The 628-nt window shown below is 56.5% G+C and carries 1 protein-coding gene; it reads left to right on the top strand.

Annotated elements, in window-relative coordinates; all coding sequences use genetic code 11:
• Positions 1-55: 55 nt before the first annotated feature.
• Positions 56-628 (top strand): hypothetical protein (locus J7438_RS26850; RefSeq protein ID WP_209279073.1); only part of this gene is annotated, 573 nt, incomplete at its 3' end.

Genomic DNA, 628 nt, shown 5'->3' with positions numbered 1-628 from the left:
CGATGCGGCGGCGGAAGATGCAGCGGCCAGCATTGAGGATGCATTAGAGGAGTTTATGTCAGATACCGATGTTCTGGGCTCCCTGGGTGATGGGCTCAAAAGTAGTGTTAAGGATTTGATGGCCAAGGCACCCGCCCCGCCACAGCATGCACCCGGCGGCGGCGACGACTGGGCCCATATCCGCATTCGTGACAAAGGCAGCAGTGGCAAAATAAAAGAACCCGCGTGTCGACGTAAAAGAGCCCTGGCCGGAGGTGGCATGGGCGCTTGTGCCGCCGATGAGTTGTATGAAAAGGCCGTAAAAAGGATAGTTTCAGAAGGCGTTGTTGGATTCTCTGCACCCGCCCTGATGGCCGGTTTTGCCGAAACACTGGCTGTCGGACTCCTGACCCCGGAATTACTTATGATCATTGCTGCAGCCGTGGCACTCGGCGTTGCCGGCTGGGTAGGTTATGATGTTTACGAACTGGTAGAAGATGGGAAGAAGAAGGGAGGCGGGGGTGATAGTGATGATGATTCATCTGACAATGACAACTCCGGTCACCATCACTCATCCGGTGGCAGTGGTAACAGAGGAACCACGCCCACCAGTGGATTGTTAACCACCGGCCAGCCGCCCGTCACGGGC

The organism is Thalassotalea sp. G20_0 (genome assembly GCF_017744175.1).
Lineage (GTDB): Bacteria > Pseudomonadota > Gammaproteobacteria > Pseudomonadales > Endozoicomonadaceae > Endozoicomonas.
The sequence above is the reverse complement of the archived record's forward strand: the minus strand, read 5'-3'. Positions and strand labels throughout refer to the sequence as shown.